This window comes from Arthrobacter sp. Y3221048 (genome assembly GCF_059092685.1).
Genome location: NZ_JBNHHX010000001.1, coordinates 934,879 through 957,775 on the forward strand (window position 1 = coordinate 934,879; position 22,897 = coordinate 957,775).

Here is a 22,897-nt window from a genome sequence, read left to right on the forward strand (position 1 = left end):
ATCAGCGGCAACCAGCGACGGCGGGTGGCCGATTCAGCGAGCCGGGACCGGGGCTCAGCGGGCCAGCGACAAGGATGCGGTCCGCTGCCTTCCGTCGTAGCCGCCCTTCGGTTCGTCCAAACCGAAGAGGGCTGCAACTGTTGGCGCGACATCGACGGTCCGCGCCGGTTCCGACGACACTCCGGGCAGCACCAGATCGCTGCCGCCGCCAATGAAGAAGGGGATCGGTTCCGTCGCGGGATGCCCGTGGTTGCCGGGAATCGGGTTGGACAAGATATAGGGGTCGGAGAAGCGCCATCCGGCTCGGCAATAGACCACCAGATCGCCCGCTTCCGGGCCCAGCCGCAGTTCTGCCGGCCGATGCACTGAGAGCACCCCGGGATGGGCGGCTACCACCATGGCGAGCCGCGCTACCGCCTCGTCCCGGCTTGCCGCATCCCCCGTCCAGTACAGCAGGTCCGCCCCGCCGTTCTGGGCAATCTGCAGGTTTCGGCGGAGTTCCGGATACAGCCACAGGGAATTGTCGATGCTAATCACTTTGGTCGGCAACGACCAGTCCATTGAGTGGTCGGCCAACACGATCACCACGCTGGATTGCCAAGTCCCCCGGGCCTTCAAATGTTCGATGAAGCGACCCACCTGCAGGTCCGTCGACGCCAGCGCAGCATGCCGCGCTGCTTGCAGGGTAGTACCTGTCAGGTCCGAGTGGCCCATCCGGTCGACGTCGCCGAGGTTGGTGAAGACCAGGTCGGGGTCGGCTGAGTCCACCATGCCGATCAGGGCGTCCACTGTGTAGGCGTCCGGCGCGTGGCCCGAGACGGGGACAATCGGCGCAGGCTCCCATCGGTAGGTGGCCCGCTCCCCGAAGATCCCGTACAGGTATTCCTTGCTGAGCACCGTTCCGGTGGTGAAGCCGGCTGCATTTAGCCGCTCCAGCACGGTCACCGCCCGCAGATCCGTGGGCCGGTTGAGTGTGCGAACCGCGCCCTCCGCCGGGTCGTAGACGGAGTTGGCCGGGACTCCGGTGCGGTCGGGGCGCAGGCCTGTCATCATCATGACGTGGTTGGGGAGGGTCTCCATGATTGGCAGGGAGCGGGCCGCTGGAAAGTTGGTACCGGCATCGCGTAGTGCCGCCAGGTTCGGTGTGAGAGCCGTTGTGACCTCGTCCGGCCTGCAGCCGTCGACCACCAGCACGTAGACCTTGGGCGTCGACACTTCCCGAGCGGCCTTGCCCTTCCCGTTCCTGCCGGGCGCGGCCCATCCGGCACCCGGGACAGCTGAAAGTACGACGGCGGCGCCTGAGGCAGTGGCAAACTTCAGGAAACTTCGGCGGGCTGTGCCGCCGCTCGTCTCAGTCGGGCTCATCCAAGAATACCTTTCGCTGCGCGGCGGACTCTTTGCGTACCGGCAGCGACTGCCCAAGACGCCGTTAGGTACGCGGGCGACGCGGCGTCGGTCCGTTCCGCCAGCCGATACCAGTCCATTCGGACCTCGGCCGGAGTCACCTCGAGCACTGAGAAGCCGTGCGAGTCGAAATCCAGGTACTTGACGTGCGGGTTCAGCAGCTTCACGGCCGACTCGACCGTCAGCGAGGCGGTGCGTTCCGGAACGCGGAGGATATCGTCCAGGTTGTCGCTGGTGACGGACGTGCACACAAGTTCCGTGCCCACGGAGCGGCCGTTGAGCGGGTAGGTCAGCGGGTCGGCCGGCAGGTCACAGGCCCAACCCGAATGAATATCACCGGTCAGGAAGACGGTGTCTGTCACGGCGTTGTCGCGCAGGTGCGTGAGGACTTTGTTTCGGTCGGCGACATAGCCGTCCCACTGGTCCACGTTGTAGGGAACCCCGTCGATATTGCGGTCCCCCAGCAATTCGCTCAGCGCATGCAGTTCCTGCGTGTTCAGGGTCGACGGGAAGCGGACCGGAGTAATCATGACCGGGTTCCCCACCAACTTCCACTGCGGGGAATCGTTGCCGAGCCCGGCCAACAGCCAGTCCATCTGCTCATCGCCCGTGATGGTGCGGTTCGGATCGTCGACCGCTGAGTCCAACTGGCTGTCGGCCTGCTTGCTCCGGTAAGAGCGCAGGTCCAGCATCGACAGGCTCGCCAGTGAGCCGAACTCCAGCCTGCGGTACAACTGTCCACCGGGTTCGTAGCGGACCGGCATCCATTCTGCGTAGGCCTGCCTGGCGTGGCCCGAGCGCTTGGACCAGATTCCTTCAGCCCCCTCGGTGTGGTTTTCTGCGCCGTCGGACCAGGCATCGTTGGCGGATTCATGGTCGTCCCAAGTCACCACGAACGGTGCCGCAGCATGCAACGCCTGCAGTTCCGGGTCGGTTTTGTACTGGGCATGGCGCCGGCGGTAATGCTCCAACGTGGTCATCTCCACGGCGGGGTCGTGCGGACGCACGAGGACGTCACGCGCCTGATACTCGCCCGGTGCGTACTCATAGAGGTAGTCGCCCAGATGGAGCACCAGGTCCAGATCGCCGCGGTCGGCCAGGTGTCGGTAAGCAGCGAAGTAGCCGGCCTGGTAATTGGCGCACGACACCACGCCCATCCGGAGCCGGTCCACGGCCGCGCCGGATGCCGGAGCAGTGCGTGTCCGGCCCACCGGCGAATAGTCCTTACCGAACCTGAACCGATACCAGTACGCCGTGCCCGGTAGCAGCCCGGCGGCCACCACCTTGACCGTGTGGTCCCGCCAGGCGCCCGTCTCCGTCCAACCGCGCGACACCACCTGCTTGAAATTTGAATCGGCTGCTACTTCCCAGCGGATACGGGCATCGCCACCACGTCCCGAACCGGGCGTCGCGTCTTCCTCCGGAGTCAGGCGCGTCCACAACAGCACCGAATCCGGGTAGGGATCTCCCGAGGCAAGGCCGTGCCGGAAGAAGCCCGTCGCGCCGTGCGCGGGCAGCGGGGCGGTCAGGAAACCCGGAACCGAGGCAGCAGCGGCAAGAATTCCGGCTGATCGAAGTAATTGACGCCGGGGCAGAGCCGTCGTCGCGGACTGGGATGGAGTAAAGGAGCGGTCGGATGTCACTCACCGTATTCAACCCTATCGCCGGGTAGCAAAAGCCCGGATCCGAGGGCTGTTCACCGGATTTTCGCCCAACCTTCCGTGGTCCTTTACCGGTGGCACGCAACGGCTGAGAAAGAACGTCCCCAGAACGGTCGAGAAGATTCTTGAGCAGAGGCCGCAAGGCCCACACGGTCACGAACCGGTGTACCCCAACGGTCAGAACTACAACCTTTGAATGCGGTTCCCCTGAAACTGGACATCGGACAGCACCAGACACGGATTTAATCAAGAACGGCAACAACTTCTTCCCCTGAGGTGAAACCAGCGGCGGCGGGTGGCTGCGTAACGCAACCACCCGCCGTCGGATATCAGGCAGAGTTACTCGACGACCTCAAAGGTGATGGTCTCGGTGAACTCGCGGCCGTGCACGTCGGTAGCGGTGACCGTGGCCGTGTGCTCGCCGACGGCCAGGCCGGCCGGCAGCTTGAGTCGCCACAGGTGGGAGCTGCGGTCGTGTAGGCCGCCGCCGTGCACCAACTGTTCGATGGCGGCGGTCGGATCGGTGTACTCGGCACCAATCAGCGGGCCGTCGTCGGCGGTCATCGACTGGGTACGCGCGGCCTCGGCGGTCTCGCCGCCATCAATGGATACCTTCACGGTGGAGCCGGTGGAGCCCATCCAGAAGTTGGTGGTCAGCCAGGTCTCACCGAGTTCGCCCTGTGCCACCGCGTTCGGGTTCTCCGGGGACGGGGCTTTGCCTCGCTGGTTCTTGTATTCGTCGAACCAGGCACGGTAGGCGGGGGAGTTGATGCCCAGCGCCATCTGGTCGGAGCCATCGTCGCCGGTGGCCGTGAAACGCTCGCGGACCTCCGTGTTCTTGATGTCCAGGGTCAGGATGCCGGGAGGGGTCCCGTCACGCTGGATGGCGGTGGGGAAGCCCTCCTCGAGCACCCGGCCGTTGTACCACTGGCCGGACACTGCCGGGACAGTCAGGTGGGTGAACGGCAGGCCCGCGTCGCCGACCTCGTCGCGCCAGCCGGCCATGAGGTCGCCTTCCCGCAGGTTCTCCGACATGTGGGTGTGCCCGCCCAAGGAAACGACTTCGCGGCCCTCGAGTATCCCGTAAATCGCCTGCAGTTGCTTCGTGGTGTGAGAGTCGCTGTAGTAGAACTCGAGCAGCGGGCTGTGGCCGGCCAACACGATCACCCGGTCCTTGGGCACCTTCGCGATGTCCGCGCGGAGCCACTCGAGCTGGCGCTCGCCTAGTGCGTACGTGTAATTGCTCTTCTTCGCGGGGATCGCCGTCGGATATTCGATGTTGCTCAGGGCGACGATGTGGGCCTTGCCGGCGTCGTACGAGTAGTATTCCGGGCCGAACTGGCTGCGGTAAGTGTCGAACTCGTGCTCGCCGTCGAGGGCGTCGAAGTCGAGGTCGTGGTTGCCGGGCAGAAAGCGGGCCGGACCGTTGAGCTTGGCGGTCAGTTCCCGGGTCTGCCCGAAGAGGGACAGGTCATCGCCGACAATGTCGCCGATGAAGAGCGCGCCGCAGCCGGCATAGTCGGAGCGGGCGGCCAGGTCGGCGAAGGCGCCGTTGTGCGCGAACTCCACCTCTTTTTGGTTGTAGGTCTGGACGTCCGCGCCGATTGCGCAGTGTTGCTCAGGCGACTGGGTGAGTTTGCTCTTGGCCAGCGGGAAGTTCACCTTGTCAGGCAGCGCTCCGGTCGGGGCGATGCCGCCGAACTTCAGGTCGGGGGATCCCTCCGGCAGGTGGTGGTAGAAGAACTGGGCGACGTTGTCTTCGTCGACCGGCACCTGGTAGCCGCGGGGCTGGGTGACGAAGACGGTCATGTTGTCGAACGCCGGCAGCTCATAGCGGCCGTGGCTGTCCGTGGTGACGACGTCGCGGCCGTTGGAGACGGTGACACCGCGCAGGCCCGGCTCGTTGGCGTCCTGCTTTGAGTTCTTGTTCTTGTCATCAAAGACGGAACCGTCGAGGGTCTGCTGGTCGGCATCCGGGGCATCAACGACGTCGATGCCTCCGCGGTAGGCCGAGGCGGCCCAATCGGTGCCGTCTGGGGTGGGAGCGGCGGTGGCGGCTGGGCCGAGCATTGCGCCGGCAGCCAGCAGGGCCAGAGCGCCGCCGGTCAGGCGCAAAGGCCGTGACAACCAGGCTGATTTCGGAGTTGGGGACGCGTGCACGAATTGAACCTCCGGTTGAGTGACAGCCGGCCGTTATGGTGGCCGACTCCTCAACTGTTGCCCGTGCGAATGAACGGGGACCGAAGGGGAAACGAGGTGCGCGCCACGTTCTGGTGACACACCCCTCCCACCCGGCCGGGAGGCATCCCAGTAGGCTGAGTGGGTGGAAGCCCAGATACTCGCGACCGTTTTCTGCGGTCTGCTCATCGCTGTCGGCATTGCCGGCATCGTCGTCCCCGTCCTGCCCGGCACCATCACCATCGGCATCAGCCTGCTGGTCTGGGCCATCGTCCTGCAGAACACCCTGGGCTGGGTGGTCTTCGCGATCGGCATGGTGTTCGTGGCCGCCGGAATGCTGGCCAGCCTGGTACTAACCGGGCGCCGACTGAAACAGCGGCAGGTGCCCAACTGGTCAATCCTGGCGGGCGTGCTGGTCGGTGTGGTCGGAATGTTCGTGATTCCCGTCGTCGGGCTGTTCATCGGATTTGCCGCCGGGCTTCTGCTCAGCGAATACGCACGACGGCGGGACTTCGGCCAGGCGGTCGGGGCCAGCTGGGCGGCGCTCAAGGCCGTGGGCCTGGGGATGCTGGTTGAGCTCGGCTGCGCGTTCGCCGCCGGCGCCGTCTGGGTGGTCGGCGTGCTGGCGCAATTCTTCTTCTAGCGGCTGGCCCCGAAACCGGCCATCCTCACGAGTGCTTTTGAGACCAGTGCGGCGCTTCCGGTGTAGGCTCCGGCGGATCAGTCCTGTTTTAACAGGCCCGTGGTGCGGTAGGGGATGACCTCGCGCAGGAACATCTGCGTGGAGGTGCGGGTGATGCCAGGACAGAAGCGGATCTCCTCGCTCACCCGATACAGATCGTCCGGGCTGCTGGCCACCACCCGGATCAGCAAGTCTGTATCGCCCGCCGGGGCGTGGCATTCCAGCACTTCCGGAATCTTCCTGAGCGCTTCCACCGCGTCGTTGAGCTTGCTCTGGTCCAGTTCAGCACTCACCATGGCCATCACCCCGCGGTTCAAGGCTTCCGGCAGCACCCGTGCGGAGTGTGTGCGCAGGCAACCAGAGGCAGCCAAGCGCTCAAGCCGCGAGTGGACCGTGCCGCGGGCCAGACCCAGCCTCTGGGCCAACATCATCACCGGGATCCGCGGGTCCTCATCCAGCGCCAGCAGGATCCGCCGGTCCGTCGCATCAAGTTGCTGCAAAATGACCACTTCCTGTCGAGTGCCGCCCTACTGCTTGAACAGTCTGATCAATTGTAAGGGGGGCGCTTGCACGGATTGTAGGCATAGTGCTCTGATACTTATCAGATCGGGTGAAGCCACAAGCTGCCAGCCCCTTAAGGTGCACCGTTCAGGCTCACGAAGCCGGAGCAGTGTCTGCGGGCCCGCAAAGCCCGGACCTTGTTGTTCACACAGCTGAAGACCCCTGCCAGTCCGGATGCCGGACCGCCAGGGGTCTTGCTGTTTTTCTAAGAAGGCCTAGGGGCAGGGCGTCCACGATTGGCCACCGGGTGCATAGCATCGGGGGCCGGTGTAGCCAGGGTAGGGGTTGGAAGCCGGAGGTGCGGGAGCAGGAGCCTGTTGCTGTTGTTGACGCCACTGCCGTTCTGCTTCAGCAATGTGCGCCTGTCTAATGATTTCGGACTGTCGGGCCGCCTCAGCTGCGGCAGCGGCCTGTGCTGCCGCTTGCTCGGCCGCTACCCGCTCCGCTTTAGCGCGTTCCTTGGCCGCCTTCTTTTCAGCGGCGATCCGCTCCGCCTTGGCCTTCGCGTCCGCCTTCCGCTTTTCCTCGGCCGCTTTCTTCTCAGCGGCTGCCTTGTCCTCGGCAGCTTTGAGCTTGTCGCGTTTGACTGACAGTTGTTGATGTTTCGCCTCGCCGGACTTTATGGCGTCCGACAACTGGCTGCTGAGTTGCTTCCGATCAGCACTCGATAGAGCCGCCCACAGCACGGTATCTGCCGTGTGAGAGGCAGCGTGAAGCATGGAGTCAATCGACTTTGCGGCCGCTATGGTTGCGGCCAAGGCAGTTACAACCTCCCCTGTCGCGGACGAAGTATCGCCCGGATTTCCTGCGGCTGTTGCCGCTACTTGGTCGATTGCCTCTTGGACTTGTCCGGGAACGGTGCAGCCGATGGACGGGTCATACATGCCCTGCCCTGATCCCGCTGCTTCGGATTGAGCCTCTTGCACCTGGCGCAGATACTTCCGGTTGGGCTCGTAGTAGACGGCGTGCCCTAAGCCAAGTTTGGCAATATCTGCATTCAAGAGTGAGTCGCCGACGAATACTGCGGCCAATGTGCGGCCATACCGGTCGTGGCGCTCGACGTCGAAGTCGAGGCGGACCTTCGTGCCGGGCGGAGCGAGCTCTTCAAGGTTCTGTGTTGCCTCGTGTCCCAAACATTCAACCGGCTGGTTGGGATCCTTGGTCTCCGGAGTATCGACGTTTAGCAGTCGTACCGTTTCATCCCGGAAGTTGTAGTTGATGACAAGCGTATCGCCGTCGATAATCCGTACGACCGAGCCCTGATTCTGATTCACGGTTCCAACGACGGCGAGGCTTCCAGCTGCTATCCCGGCAGCGGCGATGGCAGCGATGGCAGTTTTCCCGACGATTGTGCTCGTCATGCCTAGCCATGCGCTTGAAAGGGCTGCGCCCAAAGGTGTGACCATTGATCCCCCAACAAATTCTTACTTGAGCTTATTAAAACGAAGAGTATTCATTTTCCCCCATACCTCGGCCCATCGACGCAGGGCTCGCAGTCATCCGTAACGTTTCAACCCCAGGTAGGCATCGACTGTCGGGGCTCGAGTGGGCTGACGTCTTCCCCAGGCTCCCCGGGCCTGCAACACTGTTGAGCAGGATCTTTCGCTGTGAGAGAAGATCACCACCGGGCAAGAGCTGGCGGCAGGACATGTTGAAGGCAGGCCCTGCACATTGACGCTTGGGTCCACCCTGGAGGGGTTGCGATGAAGCTCACCAACAGCAAGGCATACAGCGGCATCGCTGTTCGTGATCTGCGGGCGGCGCAACGCTTCTACGGCGAAACTCTTGGACTGAGAACGTCCGAGGAGTACGGGCTGATGTGGCTGCATCTCGCCGGCGGCCGCGACACCCTTGTCTACGAACAGCCCGACGCCGTTCCGGCGAGCTTCACAATCCTCAACTTTCAAGTCGATGACATCGATACAGCCGTGACCGGACTGGCCTCGCAGGGAGTGCGCTTCGAGCGCTATGAGGGTTTTGCCCAGGACGAAAATGGCATCTTTCGCGACGAAGGCCCCTACATCGCATGGTTCAAAGATCCGTCCGGGAACGTGCTGTCGGTCTTGCAGGAGAAGTAGTCGGAGGTCGCCCGGACGCCACCATCCGAGGAGGCTGGTGAACTCCGCGAAGCCGGGCTGCATGTGGGATCACGAACGGCTGTTGGAATTACTTCAGGAATAGGCCTTCGAAAAGCCCGGAGATCATTTGGTGCACACAAGGGTCGATGCGCTACCCTTACACACGTGTGATTGCGCGTGAACTCGCGCATTCGGGGCTTTAGCTCAGTTGGTAGAGCGTTTCGTTCGCAATGAAAAGGTCAGGGGTTCGATTCCCCTAAGCTCCACTGTTCGCAAGGATTCTTGCGTCCGACGCTCCGTGCAGGCAGCCTGCTGAGTTCAACGGAAGGGCTTTGCCGAAGTCGCGGTCGAACGCCTCTTCTAAGAAGAGGGACGGTGCGGCCGGCAGGTTAAGGTCCGGGGTGGTGCGCTCCGTGAAGGCGAACTGGCCTCCGGCCGGTACGCCCGGCTAATCGATGCGGATGAGGCACCAGGCGCGGTCGAAGGCCCGCTTGGCCAGGTCCGACCCGCGCATCCATACTTCGAGGTTCCCGGCGTCCCCGAACCATCCCTCCAGCGCGCTCCATGACTCCAGATCCAGGACCAGACGGTATTCGTCGCCGGGGTCCAAGGGCAGAACCCCCGGCAGGATCCCCTCCACGGCGTTGATGAGGCCGTGGTGGCTGTGGCCGTAAACGTGGCTGAAGGGGACCGGGCTGCCCTTTGCTGAGCCCGTGCGTTGTTCCCGCCAGCCGCGCTGCAGGGTGAGCTCGAGGGCTTCAAGCGTGTCGAACCGGTCCCCGCCGGTGGACACGGCGTCCGCGGCGGCGGGCAAGGTGAAACCCGGAAGCGGAATCACAACCTGGCATACCCGGGAGGGCAGGTCCAGGTCGTGGGGCGCGTCGACCAGTCCTGCTCGGTCGGGGTCACGGACCCACCGCACCAGCCAGGAGCCCGCGGCCTGATCCTCTGGCTGGTAGCCGGAGGATTCCAGGTCGTGGAAGATTTCCAGGATGCCTTCGGCCGGCAGTCCCTCGCGCAGCTGCCCGGCGGGCCAGGCCGCCTTGCCTTCGGCATCCACGGTCGCGTCCACGTCGCCGAGATGGATGGCGGCCACATGGGCCAGCGCCTTGCCGTCGGCCCGGCGCGGCCAAACCGGCAGCGGAGCGACGGCGGGTCCGCCGAGCCAGCTGATCCAAACCCCCTCGGGCCACAGCTCGCGCAGCTCGGCCTCCCCGGGCTCGAACGACTGCTCGCTGAGCACCGGCGAGTATGCTGCCTCCCCGAGCAGCGCAGCCGCGCCGGCGGCCTTCAGCCACTTCTCCATCTGCCCGTAGGGGCCGTGGATCGGCGCGGCGGGGAACTTCTTCTTCGCGGCCATGGGTCGGGCCTGTTTCCTTCCGTTGCCGGGGCGGGCTTCTGTGGCTCCTGTCCGGATTACATTATTGCCCGGTCGAATGCCCAAGCTGCAGCGGGGTAGGAGCTACGGTGGCGCCGCTGCGCCCATCGGCGCGCGAGCCGCCGCCGTAGGGCCGGTGATGGCTGTTTCTTGGAAGGCACCGAGCCTCTGCCTGCTCGCCGCGCCGCGCCCAAGGACCAGGATGAGCCCTCAGAGGAGCATCTCCTCCGGGACGTCCGGCCAAGGCGGTTTAGCGGGCCGGGACTGGCGCGTTTTTCCCGCGATTGCTTACGGATGCGCCCTCACGTCCGATTGCATCCCTTAGCACCCGTGCCCGCATTCGCGCAGTGCGGCAGCACTATGAACGGATCCAGTTCGATGAAGGCCCTCATCCGCGCGCTCCTGGCAGCAATCCTCGGAACGACTATGCTCGCATCAGCTCTGGGTGTCAGCACACCGGCCCAGGCCGCGGCACCGCGCAGCGCGACCTACCAGACCTACACCGCTCCCAACGGTGTCAGCAGCAAATACCACGTCTACGCCAACGGCATCGACACGAAGAAGCCGGTCGGCGTCCTATTTGTCTTCCACGGCGACTACTCCTATCCGGCACAGTCCTACGTCCACCATCCCAACGGGTCCATCATGAAGAAGATGGCGGCCGAGGCAGCCAAGAAGAACATGATCATGGTTCCCGTCATCACCCCGGACAAGAAGGGCGGCATCACCTGGTGGGAGGATGCCGACCGCAACGGTGACTACTTTCGGGCGCTGGCCGGTACCTTGATTGCCAAATACACGCTGGACGCCCGCCGCATCTGGTTTCACGGCTACTCCGGCGGAGCCGAGTTCATCACCTATGAGCTCCTCGCAGACCGCCAGGAGTGGATAAAGGGCGGCGGGGCCACCATCGTCGGCGGCGGCGGATACACGGGCATGGAGACCGCTGCTCCCGCTGCAGTGAGAAAGATGAAGCTGCACTGGATCTGCGGCAGCCGCGACGGACGCGGCGGCACCAGCCTGAAGACCTGGTCAGCCCTGGGCACCGCCAAGAGCGCGGAGAAAAAATACAAGAGCCTTGGATTCACCCACACGAAGATGACCATCCTCCCGGGTGTCACGCACTACACCTATGACATGCCGAAGCTACTCGCCAACGACCTGAAGGCCATGCCGGCCGCCGTCGCGCCGGCCAAGGCCAAGTCCGGCGACGTCGCAGCCGTGGACTCCGCGGGCAAGCTCTACATATACCCGTCCGCCAAGGGGAGGGACCTGAACAAGCGCTCCTACGTTTCCGCCGGATGGGGAGCGTCGCGAGCCGTGGAGATTGCCGACTGGAACGCCGACGGCATCCAGGACCTGATCGCCAACTGGCAGGACGGCCGGCTCACCGTCGACTACGGGCAGAAGAACGGCGGCTTCAAACGCTCCACCTTGGGCGCGAGCGGATGGCAGCACAACACCATCATCGTCACCAAGTGGAGGACCGCCGACAAACACCCGGGCATCATCGCCAAGAACCGTGACGGCAAGCTGTACTCCTACGCGAACCCGGCCGGCACAAAGCCCGAGCAGCGGAAGCTGCTTAGCTCCGGCAACTGGAAGAGCATGGACGTGATGGCCCTGGACTTCGACGCGGACAAGAAGATGGACCTGGTCGCCCGCACCGCGGCCGGGCAGCTGAAGCTCTACCGCTCCAACGGCAAAGGCCAGCTCATCAGCGAGACCCGGAAGGTGATCGCCAAGTCCGGTTGGAACGCGATGACGCACCTGTCCACTGCCGAGGACCATGTGACCGCTGGCCGGTCCGGCATCCTCGCCCGCGACAAGAAGGGCAACCTGCACTTCTACCCGGTCAACTCGAAAAAGATCCAGAAGCGAATCACTGTAGGTGTCGGCGGCTGGAACGGCCTGAAGATCGGCTCGTAGCAGGGCAGGTCCCGGGGCCTTGGGCCCGTGGCGGGAAGGGTGCGGTCGCCGGCGGTGAAGGAAATGCGGGAGGCGGTGCCTGCTTAATCGGAGGCGTCGCGTCCCAGCGACGCTAACAGTTCGTCGCAGGCGCGTTCACACCGGCGGCAAGCCTCGGCGCAAACCTTGCAGTGCTCGTGCATCTCCGTGTGCTGCCCGCATTCGTCGGCGCAGGCCTTGCAGGAAATCCGGCAGGCCTCCAGGGCCGCCCTGGTGACGTTGGCGTCGTAGCCGGTGTGGCGCGAGAGGACACGGCCGGTGGCTGCGCAGATGTCGGCGCAGTCCAGATTGGTGCGGATGCACTTGGTGAGGTCGGCAACCATGTCCTCTGAGAGGCACGCGTCGGCGCACGCGGTGCACGTCTGCGCGCATTCGAAGCAGGCGGCAATGCACTCCGCCAGCTTCTGGCGGTCCACGCCGCCGAGGTCCTTGGGGTAGGTATCCAGCATCGAGCTGATGTGGGTCATGATCTGCTCCTGTCGTCCGGTTGCGGGATGACGGCCGCCAGCCGCTTCTTATGAACCGTAGCCCTTACGCTGGAATTGTGGCCACAGCCGCAAAAGCAAACCCTAGCTCCTGCCATCCCCCTTGACTTATACCCCCCGGGGGTATAACTTCGGAATCACCGGAAACAAGCGTCGCGGGCCCGCCAGGGCTTCAACGCAGTGAAGGTCCTCACCGGCTTCGGCGGCGGAGCGTCATTCCACATGGTCTGGCGTTCCCACTTCCCGCAGCCAGCACCAATGATGTGAGGAGAATATTATGGCCGAGTCCCTTGACCGGGAACTGTCCCTGACCGCCAAGTCCGCACAAGGGTGCACGTGCTGCGCCCCGACCGGCGCCTCCGGAGAACGAACCGAGCGCCGCGAGCCGAAGGCTTCGTCGATGTTGCCGGCCGTTCAGGCAGAGTACCGGGTTGCAGGAATGACCTGCGGACACTGCGCCTCCAGCGTCACGGACGCGCTGGGCGCTCTCGACGGCGTGAGCGACGTGCAGGTCGCCCTCGTTCCCGGCGGCATTTCCACCGTCACCCTTCTGGCCGTATCGCCGGTCAGCGACTCCGCCGTCCGGTCGGCCATCGCCGACGCCGGCTATGAACTTATTGCCTCCTGAAGATCAGGGTTTCCCGCGAAGGGCCGCCCCGCCTCCAAAGGTAGGGGCGCCCGCGAAAGAAGAGCCATGAAAAGCGAGCATTCGCAGCACCTCGACAATTCCGGCCAGCACACCCAAGGCCTTGGCCCGGAGCACCGCCATCAGGGCCCGGGCCCGATGATGGCCGACCACGAAACGCACGGGCAGGCCATGCCGGACGGGCACGCACATTCGGCGGTGGACGAGGAACACGCCGTCCATACGCACGGCCAGCATGCCGGGCACAGCACGGCGATGTTCAAGAACAAGTTCTGGCTCTCCCTGGTCCTTTCGGTCCCGGTGGTGTTCTTCAGCCCGATGTTTGCCATGCTCCTGGGGTATGCCGTCCCGGAGTTCCCCGGGGCGGCGTGGATCCCGCCGGTACTTGGCACCATCATTTTCTTCTATGGCGGCACCCCCTTCCTGAAGGGCGCGGTGAAGGAACTGCGGTCCCGGCAGCCGGGCATGATGCTGCTGATCGGGATGGCCATCACCGTCGCCTTCGCCGCCTCCTGGATCACGACCCTTGGCATCGGCGGGTTCCATCTGGACTTCTGGTGGGAACTGGCGCTGCTGATCGTGATCATGCTGTTGGGCCACTGGATGGAGATGCGGGCGCTGGGTTCCGCGCAGGGCGCGCTCGATGCACTGGCTGCCCTGCTGCCGGATGAAGCGGACGTGGTCAACAGCGATGGAAGTGTCCGAACCGTGCCGGTCGGTTCGCTGGCCACCGGCGATATCGTGCTGGTGCGCTCCGGTGCCCGCGTGCCGGCGGACGGGCAGATCATCGACGGCGCGGCCGAGTTCGATGAATCGATGATCACCGGCGAATCCAAAGCCGTCGGCCGGGCGACCGGCGATACGGTGGTCGCCGGTACGGTCGCCACGGACAACTCGGTGCGAGTGCAGATCACTGCCGTCGGCTCCGACACGGCGCTGGCCGGCATCCAGCGCCTCGTGGCCGAGGCCCAGGCATCGTCGTCCCGGGCACAGGCCCTGGCGGACCGGGCTGCGGCCCTGCTGTTCTACTTTGCGCTGCTGGCCGGCATCATCACCTTCGGGGCATGGCTGCTGCTCGGAAGTCCCGGTGAGGCCGTCGTCCGCACCGTGACCGTCCTGGTCATCGCCTGCCCGCATGCGCTGGGCCTGGCCATCCCGCTGGTCATCGCAATCTCCACCGAACGGGCCGCGCGCTCCGGCGTGCTGATCAAGAACCGCATCGCGCTGGAGCGGATGCGCACCATCGACGTCGTCCTGTTCGACAAGACCGGCACGCTGACCGAAGGTGAACACGCGGTTACCGCCGTCGCCCCTGTGGAGGGCGTGACTGAAGGTGAGTTGCTGGCTTGGGCGGCCGCCGCCGAATCCGACAGTGAACACCCCGTGGCCCGCGCCATCGTGCGCGCCGCCGCCGGGCACCCTGAGGCGGCCCGACTGGGTCTGACCGGCCGCGATTTCACGTCCAGCACCGGCCGGGGCGTGCGCGCCATGGTGAACGGCGCCGACGTCTCCGTGGGCGGACCAAACATGCTCCGCGAGTCGAAACTTACGGAGGCCGGGGACCTGGCCCACGAAACCTCGGCCTGGATGGATCGGGGCGCCGGCGTGCTGCACGTGGTGCGCGACGGAAAGATTATCGGGGCGCTGGCCCTGGAAGACAAGGTCCGTCCCGAGTCTCGGGCGGCGGTCAGGGCATTGCAGGAGCGTGGGCTTAAGGTCGCCATGATCACCGGCGACGCCCGCCAGGTCGCCAACACCGTGGGCCGCGACCTGGGCATCGACGAGGTATTCGCCGAGGTCCTGCCGCAGGACAAGGACAAGAAGGTCACCGAACTGCAGCAACGCGGCCTGAAAGTGGCAATGGTCGGAGACGGCGTCAACGACTCACCTGCCCTGGCCCGCTCCGAAGTCGGCATCGCCATCGGAGCCGGCACCGACGTCGCGATGGAATCTGCCGGCGTCGTCTTGGCGGGAAACGATCCCCGGTCGGTGCTGTCGATGATTGACCTGTCCCGGGCCAGCTACCGCAAGATGATCCAGAACCTGATCTGGGCCACCGGCTACAACGTCATCGCCGTGCCGCTGGCCGCCGGTGTGCTGGCCTTCGCCGGCGTCGCGATCTCCCCGGCTGTCGCGGCGATCCTGATGTCCGTTTCAACCATCGTGGTCGCCCTCAACGCCCAGCTGTTGCGGCGGATTGACCTGGACCCGGAACGCATCCAGTAGCACGCGCGAGGCCACAGCTGCACGAGCAAAAAGCTATTTCGAAGGAACTAAATCATGAAGCAAAACCCGATCCTGTCCGCTGCCGCCCTCGCCGCCGTCCTCGCGCTCGCCGGCTGTGCAACCGGAGACCCCGGCAGCCAGACCGCCCCTGTGCCTACCGCCGCGACCACTGGGGCAGCGCCTCAGACCGGCGCGGAAACCGGCACCGAGCACAACGACGCCGACACGATGTTCGCGCAGATGATGATCCCGCATCATCGGCAGGCCGTGGAGATGAGCGACATCATGCTCTCCAAGGAGGGCCTGGACGCGCGGATCAGCGAGCTGGCGATCCGTATCAAGGAAGCACAGGGCCCGGAAATCGACCGAATGATGGCCATGCTTGAAGCCTGGGGAGAACAGGCCGGGATGCCCTCGGAAACCGCCGGGGCCGGCGGCATGGAAGGCCACGACATGCACGGTGCGGAACCCGGGGAGGCCGGCATGGGTGCCATGGAGGGAATGATGTCCGAGGAGGATCTGGCGCGGCTGGAGTCCGCGCAGGGTCTCGAGGCAGCCAGGTTGTTTCTGACCCAGATGATCGCCCACCATGAGGGTGCCGTGAAGATGGCCGGGCAGGAAGTCGAACAGGGTTCCAACCCGCGGGCCACGGAACTGGCACAGACCATCATCGAGGACCAGAAAGGCGAGATCCAGGAAATGCAGGACCTGCTTGCCAGCCTCTAACCGCTCTCCCGCCTGGAAACCATTGCCGCCCCGGCCGGCGTGTGCAATTATCTGCGTATGAATGCAGATAAGAAGGGTTGCAGCCTCGAGGTGGACAGCCATTATGTTGAGCTGGCTGTTGAGGTCTTTGCGATGCTGGCAGACGCCACACGCGTGCGCATCATCCTGGCTCTGCGGGATACCGAGCTGCCGGTGAACGAACTGGCTGAGACGGTGGGAAAGTCGCCGGCCGCGGTCTCGCAGCATCTGGCGAAACTGCGGCTGGGACGCATCGTGGCGACGCGGCAGGAGGGCACCAAGGTGTACTACCGGCTGGAGAACGAACATGCCCGGCAGCTGGTTGCCGACGCCGTCTTTCAAGCCGAGCATTCCCTGGGCGGTCTTCCGGCACACCACAGCAACCCCCGGGCGCAGGCATCATGACCGTGCATCCGCAGGCCGGACACTCTGCAACCGGGGAGGCCGGGGACGACCACGGGCACAGCCACGACCACGATCATCCGACGGGGCTGAAAGGGTTCCTCCACGGGCTTTTTGTCCCGCACAGCCACGACACCGCCGACTCCATCGACGATGCACTGGAATCCAGTGCAAAGGGCATCCGCGCGGTAAAGCTGAGCCTGGCAGCGCTCGGCGCCACAGCAGTGCTGCAGCTGGTGGTCGTGGTCATCAGCGGCTCGGTCGCCCTGCTGGCCGATACGATTCATAATTTTTCCGATGCGCTGACCGCCATCCCGCTATGGATCGCCTTCATCCTGGGGACGCGGCAGCCCACCCGCCGCTATACGTTTGGCTTCGGGCGGGCCGAGGACCTTGCCGGTCTGTTCATCGTGGCCATGATCGCGCTTTCGGCCCTGGGCGCCGGCTGGCAGTCCATCGACCGGCTGCTGAACCCGCAGCCCCTGCAGAACCTGGGCTGGGTCCTCGCGGCAGGACTCGTCGGTTTTGCGGGCAACGAGTTGGTGGCGATCTACCGGATCAGGGTCGGGCGGAGCATCGGCTCGGCGGCCCTGGTTGCCGACGGCATCCACGCCCGCACGGACGGGTTCACCTCCCTGGCCGTGGTTTTGGGCGTGATTGGGGTCTGGCTTGGTTTCCCGCTGGCCGACCCCATCGTTGGCCTGGTCATCACCGCTGCGATCATTGTCCTGCTCTGGGGCACCGCCCGGGACATCGGCCGCCGCCTGCTGGACGGCGTGGAACCTGAACTCGTCGATCGTGCCGAACAGATCCTGCTGGCTGAGAGCGAAGTCAAGGGACTGTCGGAGGTGCGGCTTCGCTGGAATGGCCATCGGCTCAATGTCTCCGCCACGCTTCTGGTGGACCCGGCCATGACCGTCGACGGTTACAACTATCTCCGGCGACGCCTGGTTGCCGGACTACGCGAGGCGCTGCCCGGAATCGACTACCTGTCCCTGACCCCTACACCCGCTGAAGCCCTCCGCCCGGGCCCGGGTTTAGCGCGCAGCCGTAAATGAGCGGCGTCGGGAAGGATCAGGGCGTGAGGTTCACATCGGCGGACCGCAGGTACGAGCCCTACGTGCGTCCTATCGACCCGTCGGTCGGGCGCCTCGCAGAAACCTGGACCTGGCGCGGGTGGGACGTACACGTTGAACACGTCGGCTCCCTCGAAGCTCCGGTGCGGATGCTTCTGGTGCACGGCGGGGGAGGGAACGCTGCGGCCATGTGGCCCTTTGCCGCACATCTGTCGCGCCTTGGAGCCCTCGTAACGCTCGTTGACCTTCCGGGCTATGGGCGTACGCGTCCCCGCGGAAGCGCGCGCATTTGGTACCAGGATTGGCAGCGGCTTCTGGCGGACCTCGCGGCGCGCATCGCTGACCAGCGGCCGCTACTGCTCCTGGGCGCCAGTATGGGCGGCATGCTGGCGCTGGATGCGGCCGCTTTGAGCGGCAGGGGTGACCGGGTCATCGTGACGTGCCTGCTCGCCGCCACCGACCCTGACGTTCGAGCGGCCATCGTGCGTGCCCCGTGGATGGCCCGTCTTGCGGCGTCCTCTCTTAGGTTCGTCAGCGGGCCGGTTCAGCGGATACCCCTTCCGCTGCGGTGGGTCGCCCCGATGCGGAAGATTTCCAACGACCCGGAACTATCCGCCCAGGTCCTGCGCGATTCGCGCGGCGGGGGAGGTTCGATGCCGTTGGGTTGGTTCCGGTCGTTCCTGGAGGCCGGCCCCGCCGTGCCGCCCGAGTCGTATGGCGGACCGCCGGTCCTGCTGGTCCATCCGGGTGAGGATCGGTGGACCCCCACGGGGATCAGCAGCCGGTACCTTAGCCGGCTTGCCGGAAACCATCGACTGGTTGAGCTCGAGGGATGCGGACATTTTCCAGTGGAAGGACCGGGCTTCCAGAAATTCCTCGACGTCGTCCGCATCGAAGTCGAATCCCTGGCTAAGGCCTGACCCACACCCCGGCCGCCGCCAGGTGGCTCACCCACGCGGTCATCCCAGGCCGAGGAGCGAGGCAAGCCGCCGGTCGGTGTCGGCGAGGGCGTCCGTGTCGAAGGTGTTGGTGGTGACCAAGAGTTCGTCGGCACCGGTCACCTCCAGCAAGCGCCCGAGCCGCTGGCCCACCTGGTCCGCCGTTCCGTGCACCGCAGCGGCAAGGGACTCGGCCACCAGGCGCTCCTGCCTGGAGGACATTGGAGCTGACCGGATGGAGTCGGCGGGCGCGAGCGGCGGGAACTCCCCGCGGGTGCGGGACTGCGCCATTGCCCAGGCCTCGGGCAGCAGCACCTCCCGCGCCCTTTCGGCGGTTTCAGCAACGGCCACGGTCGCGGAGACGATCACGTACGGCTCGGGGCACCAGGCCGAGGGCCGAAAATTCTTCCGGTAGCGCCCCAGAACTCCCCGGGCCGGTTCCGGATTGCTCCCGGTAAAGGCAGGACCGCCAACCACGACGGCGAGGCCCGCCTTGGCGGCGATGTCCACCCCCTTGCCGGTAGCCAGCACGAAAAGCGGCGTCGCCCCGCCGTCGTACGGGCGGGCAGTGACGGCGGCGCTACCGTCGAGGTAGGCCATCAGTTCCGCCAGGTCCTCGCCGAAGCGGTCCGCGGCGTCCTTGTCCTGCCGCAGCGCCGACCGTACTGCCGGCGTAAATCCGACCGAGCGTCCGACCCCGAGATCGATCCGGCCGGGAAAGAGCGCCTGCAGGGTGGCGGCTTGTTCGGCCACCACCAGCGGTTGGTGGTTGGGCAGCATCACTCCGCCGGAGCCGACACGGATCCATTCCGTCTGCGCAGCCACCGCGGCCATCAGCACCGTCGGAGCTGAACCGGCGATCCCCGGCACACCGTGGTGCTCGGCCACCCAGAACCGGTGGTAGCCCAGCTGCTCGGCATGCCGTGCCCGGCGGATGGTGGCGCCCAGGGCGGCCGACGCCAAGGTGCCCTCACGGGCGTTGGCGCGGTCCAGAATGGAGACGGGGATGGAGGCACGCTGCATACCAGTCACAACGTGGCCGGCAGGCTGGTATTCCATCCCGGCGGCGGTCCGGCTCGCGCTCAGTGCCGGGCCAGCCACCGGCCCCGGCGCATGACGCCGGTGATTGCGAGGGCTTCATCGATGATCACGAGGTCGGCGAACTTGCCGCGAGCCAGGGTTCCCACGCTGTCGGCCAGGCCCATAATCCGGGTCGGGACCACCGTGGCCGACCGGAGGGCCTGGTCGAACGGGACTCCCGCCTCGAGGGCGTTCCGCAGCAGGTCCATCATGCTGGCGGTGCCACCGGCGATGGCTCCGGATCCCAGGCGGGCCACTCCCGATTGCACGCGCACCTCCGCCCGGCCCAGAGGGTACACGCCGTCGCTCAGGCCGGCTGCTGCCATCGAGTCGGTGACCAAGGCGATGTTGTCGGCACCCAGCAGCTCGAACATGGTCACGACGAGGTCGGCGTGCAGGTGGGTGTTGTCCGCGATGAGCTCCACGACGGCCTCGCCGGCGCGGGCGGCCCGGAGGCAGGCGCTCACGGCGCCGGGGGAGCGGTGGTGCAGCGGTTCCATTCCGTTGAACAAATGCGTCACCGTGGGCACCGGTGACCCCTCACCGAACCGCCGGGCGAGGGCACCCCGCGCGTGGCGCAGGGAGGCGGCCGCGACCGCGGTCTCCGCCGCCGTGTGGCCCAGCGAGGGGACAACGCCGTGGCCGGCGAGCAGTTCCACCAGTTCGTCGGCGCCGGCCAGCTCGGGCGCGTACGTCATGGTGCGCAGGAAGCCGCGACCGCCCGCGAGCATCTCGCGTGCCAGGCCGAGGTCCGGTTCCAGCAGCCATCGCGGGTCCTGCGCGCCGCATCGGGCAGGTGACAGGAACGGCCCCTCCGCGTGGATGCCGGCTACCTCGCCGTCGGCGGCTATACGCGCAAGGACGTCGAGTCCGCCGAGCAGATCCTGGGGCGGCGCGGTCACCAGGCTCGCCAGCAGGGTGGTGGTGCCCGAAGCATGGATGCGCGCCGCCGCGCGGCGTGCGTCCGCTTCGTGGGCGGTGGGGAAGTCGACGCCGAAGGCGCCGTGACAGTGCAGATCAACCAACCCGGGGATCACCCTCTGGCCGGCAGGGACGTCGACGACGGTGTCCGCTTCGCCGGGCGGCAGGGTCTCCGCCGGGCCCGCGTAGCTGATTTCGGTGCCGGACACCGCCACGGCTCCGTCCCGCAGTTCACCCTCGCCGGTGTGGATTCTGCCCCTGAGGATCATCCGGCCGCCCGGCAGCGGAGCACGCCCCGCTTCGCGGAACGGGACGGGGGAGCCGTCAGGGCTGCCCGCGCTTTGGTGTGTCATGGCGGAGACGAGGTCTATCCGGCGGGAAACCGCGAGCCCGCCTCGACATCCGTGAGCACGGTGACGTCCGGATGCAGCTGGAGCACCGAGGCCGGGCAGTCGGGGTGGACGGGCCCGGTCAGCGCACGGTGGAGGATGTCGGCCTTGTCCCGGCCCTGCACCAACAACAGCAGGCGCCTGGCATCCAGGATGGTGCCCAGGCCCTGCGTGATGCAGCGTGTGGGGACGTCGTCGAGCGACGGGAAGAACCGCGCATTGGCCCGGCGCGTCCTCATCGTCAGCTCCTCGACCCGGGTACGGGAATCCAGGGCCGAGCCGGGCTCGTTAAAGGCAAGGTGGCCGTTGTGGCCGATGCCCAGGATCTGCAGGTCGATTCCGCCCGCCGCTGCGATGGCCGCTTCATAGTCCGCTGCGGCCCGGTCCACGTCCGCCCGGTCGGCGTCCGGCAGCAGGACCGAGGCCCGGTCCAGGCCCAGCGGCCGGATCACTTCCCGGTCAATCACCTGGGCGTAGCTCTCAGGGTGCCCGGACGGGAGTCCCACGTATTCGTCCAGCGCGAACCAGCGGACGCCGGACAGATCCAGGCGGCGCCGCGCCAAGGACTCATACAGCGGCAGCGGCGATGACCCGGTGGCCAGCCCGATGACGGCGTGGGGCAACTCCTCCACGAGGTCAGTGACGATGTCGGCGGCCAACGCGCCGATGTCGCCGGCGTCGTGGTGCGAAACCTGCAGCTTGCGTTCCTGCTCGGCCAACGGGTTCATAGGAGTCCTGTCTGCTGGATGAGTCCGCCGGGACGGATGCGCGCCGCGCTGCACGTGGTCTGCGGCAAGGGCAAGTCGAACTTCATTCCACTTTTTCCTTGTGGGACGGGTCGGAGCCTCCGGGTGCGCCGTCATCGGGCCCCCCCGGACAAAGGTTGGGGCAAGATTACCGGATGGTGCCTGCCATCCAGGCTAGATGCGGGCGCACCACGCCGAGAGCGAACTCCCAACGTTTCCAGGTGCACGTGTCAGAGCACGACGTCGAAGCCCGCCTCGGGCGACAAAGTTCCGTTGGCTTGCACTTGGACGAGGTGTCGGCCCGGGTAATGCACGCGCGTGGTCATGTGGCGGAAGGCGTGCGCTTTGCGGAACTGCCGGGCCTCGCCCGGCGCGAGGTCAGCGACCGCCAGCTTGAAGACCTTTGGGGCCAGCGAACCGTTGGCCTTGACGTAGTGGACCACATAGTCCACTGCCACGCGGGCCGGGGTATCCGTTTCGTTCCGGATCTCGACGGCGAAGCCGAGCTCCCCGGGCAGGTGGACAATGTTCCGGTCAAGTTGCGGGACGGCCACCGTGACGGCGTCGGCTGTGAAACCAAGCGCTGCGAGGGCGCCGGGGTGGGCCTTCTTCACCAGCGTGCGCAGCCCGTGCCGTACCACCCAGGCCGTGTGGACACCCGGCGCAGCGGTCCACCGTGCGGCGGTGGCCACCACTTCGTCGGGGGCGTGGCGCGAGACGTCGTTCAGGTGGTTGGCCACCGAGCGGCGGACGGCATCGCTGTCGTCCTGGAACAGCTCGTCGAGGATCGGCAGGGTCGCCGCCGGCCGGGCGATGATGCCGGGTACCCGGACGGCCCACGGCAGGTACGGCCGCGTGCCTTCGCTGGCCAGCCGCCGCACCTGTTCATCCGGGTGGGCCGTCCAGGCCCGGATGATTCCCAGCGCCCGGTCCAGGTCCTGGATCAACAGCCGGCGGATGGCGAACTCGCTGCTCATCCGCGGCGTCAGTTCCGCGAGCAGGGCCAAAGCATCGTCGAAGGCCCGCTGGCTCCCGTCTTCCAAGGCGCGGGTTACGGCCGCCTCGCCGACCGGCCAGAGCATCCAGCCGGTGAAGGCGCCGTCGGCCAGCGCCGCGCGGATCAGGGCTGCGACCCGCTCGTAGCCGGCAGCCAGGTCGGCGAGGAGCGCTTTCGCCAGCGAGTCGGCGCGGGCGCGCAGGGCCAGCGGCCCGAGCCCAACACCTGCTTCCTGGAGCGCCGGCCACGCAGTTTGGCCACCGGCTGCGGCCAAGGACCTTTGCAGTTGCTCGACGGCTGCCGGCCCCAGCAGGTCGTTCATGATTCCCATACGGTC

Annotated in this window: 20 protein-coding genes and 1 tRNA gene; 10 read left to right on the forward strand and 11 right to left on the reverse strand. The window is 66.1% G+C overall.

The genetic code is table 11. The features are described 5' to 3' along the window. Positions 1-54: 54 nt before the first annotated feature. From AC5RVS_RS04440 to AC5RVS_RS04450, 3 genes are all read right to left on the reverse strand, one after another. On the reverse strand, positions 55-1,365 hold the full coding sequence (locus AC5RVS_RS04440; RefSeq protein WP_494107263.1) for an alkaline phosphatase family protein: 1,311 nt from the start codon (positions 1,363-1,365) through the stop codon (positions 55-57). Beyond that, positions 1,362-3,047: an alkaline phosphatase D family protein gene (locus AC5RVS_RS04445; RefSeq protein ID WP_494107264.1), complete on the reverse strand. Its 1,686-nt coding sequence runs from the start codon at positions 3,045-3,047 to the stop codon at positions 1,362-1,364. Before AC5RVS_RS04445 ends, AC5RVS_RS04440 begins: the two co-directional genes overlap by 4 nt. A 357-nt stretch (positions 3,048-3,404) precedes the next feature. Next, positions 3,405-5,135 (reverse strand): calcineurin-like phosphoesterase C-terminal domain-containing protein, encoded by a 1,731-nt coding sequence (locus AC5RVS_RS04450; RefSeq protein ID WP_493989964.1) that lies wholly within the window; start codon positions 5,133-5,135, stop codon positions 3,405-3,407. Between the two features lie 253 nt (positions 5,136-5,388). Between AC5RVS_RS04450 and AC5RVS_RS04455 the strand changes: the two genes are divergently transcribed. Next, positions 5,389-5,886 (forward strand): DUF456 domain-containing protein, encoded by a 498-nt coding sequence (locus tag AC5RVS_RS04455; protein ID WP_493989861.1) that lies wholly within the window; start codon positions 5,389-5,391, stop codon positions 5,884-5,886. A 77-nt stretch (positions 5,887-5,963) separates the two neighbouring features. Here the strand turns inward: AC5RVS_RS04455 and AC5RVS_RS04460 are convergent, their stop codons facing one another. Then, complete coding sequence (locus tag AC5RVS_RS04460) at positions 5,964-6,425, reverse strand: Lrp/AsnC family transcriptional regulator (protein ID WP_493989860.1); 462 nt, start codon at positions 6,423-6,425, stop codon at positions 5,964-5,966. A 276-nt stretch (positions 6,426-6,701) separates the two neighbouring features. After that, a complete protein-coding gene (locus tag AC5RVS_RS04465; RefSeq protein WP_494107265.1) occupies positions 6,702-7,847 on the reverse strand; it encodes a thermonuclease family protein in 1,146 nt (381 codons plus the stop codon). Between the two features lie 342 nt (positions 7,848-8,189). Between AC5RVS_RS04465 and AC5RVS_RS04470 the strand changes: the two genes are divergently transcribed. Together AC5RVS_RS04470 and AC5RVS_RS04475 are read left to right on the forward strand one after the other, a co-directional pair. Beyond that, positions 8,190-8,564, forward strand: coding sequence for a VOC family protein (locus AC5RVS_RS04470; RefSeq protein WP_493989858.1), 375 nt, complete (start codon positions 8,190-8,192; stop codon positions 8,562-8,564). A gap of 193 nt (positions 8,565-8,757) precedes the next feature. Beyond that, a tRNA-Ala gene (locus AC5RVS_RS04475) sits at positions 8,758-8,830 on the forward strand. A gap of 182 nt (positions 8,831-9,012) precedes the next feature. Here AC5RVS_RS04475 and AC5RVS_RS04480 read toward each other — a convergent pair. Continuing rightward, complete coding sequence (locus AC5RVS_RS04480; protein ID WP_494107266.1) at positions 9,013-9,924, reverse strand: DUF1963 domain-containing protein; 912 nt, start codon at positions 9,922-9,924, stop codon at positions 9,013-9,015. A gap of 444 nt (positions 9,925-10,368) precedes the next feature. On the opposite strand from AC5RVS_RS04480, the gene AC5RVS_RS04485 reads away from it, so the two are divergent. Then, a complete protein-coding gene (locus AC5RVS_RS04485; RefSeq protein ID WP_494107267.1) occupies positions 10,369-11,871 on the forward strand; it encodes a hypothetical protein in 1,503 nt (500 codons plus the stop codon). An 83-nt stretch (positions 11,872-11,954) separates the two neighbouring features. Here AC5RVS_RS04485 and AC5RVS_RS04490 read toward each other — a convergent pair whose 3' ends face one another. Further along, positions 11,955-12,377, reverse strand: coding sequence for a four-helix bundle copper-binding protein (locus AC5RVS_RS04490; RefSeq protein WP_494107268.1), 423 nt, complete (start codon positions 12,375-12,377; stop codon positions 11,955-11,957). Positions 12,378-12,672: 295 nt separating this feature from the next. Between AC5RVS_RS04490 and AC5RVS_RS04495 the strand changes: the two genes are divergently transcribed. The 6 genes from AC5RVS_RS04495 (at position 12,673) to AC5RVS_RS04520 (ending at position 18,409) form a co-directional block, all read left to right on the forward strand. Beyond that, the gene (locus AC5RVS_RS04495) at positions 12,673-13,023 is read left to right on the forward strand and encodes a heavy-metal-associated domain-containing protein (RefSeq protein WP_494107269.1); all 351 of its coding nucleotides are present in this window, start codon (positions 12,673-12,675) and stop codon (positions 13,021-13,023) included. Between the two features lie 66 nt (positions 13,024-13,089). Beyond that, a complete protein-coding gene (locus AC5RVS_RS04500; RefSeq protein WP_494107270.1) occupies positions 13,090-15,267 on the forward strand; it encodes a heavy metal translocating P-type ATPase in 2,178 nt (725 codons plus the stop codon). A gap of 54 nt (positions 15,268-15,321) precedes the next feature. Beyond that, positions 15,322-15,993: a DUF305 domain-containing protein gene (locus tag AC5RVS_RS04505; RefSeq protein ID WP_494107271.1), complete on the forward strand. Its 672-nt coding sequence runs from the start codon at positions 15,322-15,324 to the stop codon at positions 15,991-15,993. Between the two features lie 57 nt (positions 15,994-16,050). Next, positions 16,051-16,416, forward strand: coding sequence for an ArsR/SmtB family transcription factor (locus tag AC5RVS_RS04510; protein WP_494107272.1), 366 nt, complete (start codon positions 16,051-16,053; stop codon positions 16,414-16,416). Then, positions 16,413-17,471: a cation diffusion facilitator family transporter gene (locus AC5RVS_RS04515; protein ID WP_494107273.1), complete on the forward strand. Its 1,059-nt coding sequence runs from the start codon at positions 16,413-16,415 to the stop codon at positions 17,469-17,471. The genes AC5RVS_RS04510 and AC5RVS_RS04515 overlap by 4 nt, the downstream gene beginning before the upstream one ends. Before the next feature lie 23 nt (positions 17,472-17,494). Beyond that, positions 17,495-18,409: an alpha/beta hydrolase gene (locus tag AC5RVS_RS04520; protein ID WP_494107274.1), complete on the forward strand. Its 915-nt coding sequence runs from the start codon at positions 17,495-17,497 to the stop codon at positions 18,407-18,409. A gap of 39 nt (positions 18,410-18,448) precedes the next feature. Here the strand turns inward: AC5RVS_RS04520 and AC5RVS_RS04525 are convergent, their stop codons facing one another. The 4 genes from AC5RVS_RS04525 to AC5RVS_RS04540 form a co-directional block, all read right to left on the reverse strand. Then, complete coding sequence (locus tag AC5RVS_RS04525; protein ID WP_494107319.1) at positions 18,449-19,450, reverse strand: MsnO8 family LLM class oxidoreductase; 1,002 nt, start codon at positions 19,448-19,450, stop codon at positions 18,449-18,451. 59 nt (positions 19,451-19,509) lie between these two features. Further along, complete coding sequence (locus tag AC5RVS_RS04530; RefSeq protein WP_494107275.1) at positions 19,510-20,781, reverse strand: N-acetylglucosamine-6-phosphate deacetylase; 1,272 nt, start codon at positions 20,779-20,781, stop codon at positions 19,510-19,512. 14 nt (positions 20,782-20,795) lie between these two features. Then, positions 20,796-21,545 (reverse strand): glucosamine-6-phosphate deaminase, encoded by a 750-nt coding sequence (locus AC5RVS_RS04535; RefSeq protein ID WP_494107276.1) that lies wholly within the window; start codon positions 21,543-21,545, stop codon positions 20,796-20,798. A gap of 248 nt (positions 21,546-21,793) precedes the next feature. Next, on the reverse strand, positions 21,794-22,891 hold the full coding sequence (locus AC5RVS_RS04540) for a DNA alkylation repair protein (protein WP_494107277.1): 1,098 nt from the start codon (positions 22,889-22,891) through the stop codon (positions 21,794-21,796). Positions 22,892-22,897 lie beyond the last annotated feature (6 nt).